The organism is Dissulfurispira sp. (genome assembly GCF_036745535.1).
Classification (GTDB): Bacteria; Nitrospirota; Thermodesulfovibrionia; order Thermodesulfovibrionales; family Dissulfurispiraceae; genus Dissulfurispira.
The window spans coordinates 3,817-5,605 of the sequence record NZ_DAIOFX010000054.1; the positions used below are offsets into that span (position 1 = coordinate 3,817).

Sequence of the window (1,789 nt, forward strand, 5' to 3'; positions counted from 1 at the left end):
CAGCAATTTATCAATGGTAGAAATGATCCCCATCAAGAGTTATGCGCTGCTGCCGCGCAACAAATGAGAAGCCTTTGCCGAGTTCAAGCAGAAAGTGCTGGAGCTTGTCTATCAATGCCTGCTCGATATCCTTTTCCAAATGCCTCTCATGCTTCTCTAAACCGAGGAACTCAAGGACGTATGGGTCTTTGATAATATCATAAGGCGTTGGCCCCGGCTCAAGCTTTTTTATCTCTGACCTGACGGGGTTTTTATTGCGGCTTGCAAGGAGGCGCTCATAATAGAAAGAATTTATCTGGCGCTCAAGCTGGCGGGTAGACCAGTTGGCTGCAATGCATTCGTCCAGATAAAATTTCCTGACTTCAGGACGCTCGACCTTCAGTAGCAAACGATAGTGTGTCCATGAGAGTTCGGGGCGGATTACCGGCAATTCGTCACGCAGCGCGTGACCTTAACAATCACCCTGCCGATATGCCAGTATGCCTGAACCATCGCAAAATTGACGGCACGATAGGCGCTGCATCTTGCAGTCTCAAGAATTTCCCTGACACGGCTGTATATCGACGCCACTGCCTTTTTATTTTCTAACTGCTTTTTCATTTGTTTCAAGTTATTATAAAAATTTTTTTAGTTCTCTCGTTGCACATAAGGATTACCATAATTATAGATTATTTTTCAGAAAAATGTTCCCTCCCCGTAGGACATTTCTATTTTGGCTTGACAAAACTTTCTAACGGGGTTGACCCCCGAAAAGCTTTTGATATATCGTATCCATCGGGGTCTTTAAATGAAAAAATTTCTGAAAATTTTTTCATTCATAATCTGTCTGGCAGCTTTATTTTATTGGACAATCCCCACGCAATCCGATACCGGCAATACCCTCGAAAAGATCAAAAAGCGCGGTTTTCTTCTGTGGGGCTCTGATGCAGAGGGCGGCGCACCTTATGCATTCCCTGACCCAAAAGACCCTTCAAGGCTTATAGGATTTGAAGTTGACCTGGCAGAGGCCATCGCAAGGGAACTCGGCGTCAAGGCAAGACAGTCACAGAATGCATGGGACAGCCTTATCCCTGCACTTAAAAGAGGAGATTTCGATATGGTCATGAACGGCATAGAGATAACTCCCCAGAGACAGGCAGAAGTCCTTTTTTCTCTACCCTATTACATCTATACCGAACAGCTTGTTGTCAGGAAAGAAGAGACAAAGACAAAAGACATCAATGACCTCAAAGGCAAAAAAGTCGGAACCCTTTCAGGTGCAGTTGCACAGGATATTCTCACAAATTTAGGCGGTGTGGATGTAAGAGTTTATTCAGGGCAGGTGGAGCCTTACGAAGACCTTGCACTTGGCCGTCTCGATGCAGTGCTCTTAGACCTTCCAATTGCAGCCTATTATGCTAAGCCAAACCCTAAGCTGAAATATACAGGCAATCCTGTTGGAGAGGGATTTTATGGAATAGCCATAAGAAAAGACGATGATGAATTAAAAAAGAAGATAGATGAAATCCTTATAAAACTCCTGAAAAGCGGCGAGCTTAAAAAAATATATGAGAAATGGGATTTGTGGAACGACACGCAGGAAAAACTCTTTAAGGTAGCAAAGGAATCAAAAGATTATGTGACCCTCGAGGAAACAAGAAAAGCCCCCATATATACATTCTTTCCCAATCTCTTAAGGGGTGCAGGCATAACAATCCTTATTTCTTTTTCATCCATGGCACTTGCCATTGTTCTTGGCCTCATAATTACAATCCTCAGACTTTACGGCAGACCTCCTTTAAGCACAGCG

Annotated in this window: 3 protein-coding genes; 1 reads left to right on the forward strand and 2 read right to left on the reverse strand. The window is 43.8% G+C overall.

From position 1 onward, the window contains the following. Window positions 1-10 precede the first annotated feature (10 nt). A complete protein-coding gene (locus V7L97_RS09160) occupies window positions 11-430 on the reverse strand; it encodes a YhcG family protein (RefSeq protein ID WP_333655266.1) in 420 nt (139 codons plus the stop codon). Further along, on the reverse strand, window positions 421-600 hold the full coding sequence (locus V7L97_RS09165) for a hypothetical protein (protein ID WP_333655267.1): 180 nt from the start codon (window positions 598-600) through the stop codon (window positions 421-423). The genes V7L97_RS09160 and V7L97_RS09165 overlap by 10 nt, the downstream gene beginning before the upstream one ends. A 187-nt stretch (window positions 601-787) precedes the next feature. Between V7L97_RS09165 and V7L97_RS09170 the strand changes: the two genes are divergently transcribed. Then, window positions 788-1,789, forward strand: a 1,002-nt coding sequence (locus V7L97_RS09170) for a transporter substrate-binding domain-containing protein (protein ID WP_333655270.1), incomplete at its 3' end; no start/stop codon positions are given.

Bases quoted from the DNA above. Each gene is read 5' to 3' on its own strand.
- V7L97_RS09165 (WP_333655267.1), bottom strand. From the start codon at position 600: ATGAAAAAGCAGTTAGAAAATAAAAAGGCAGTGGCGTCGATATACAGC.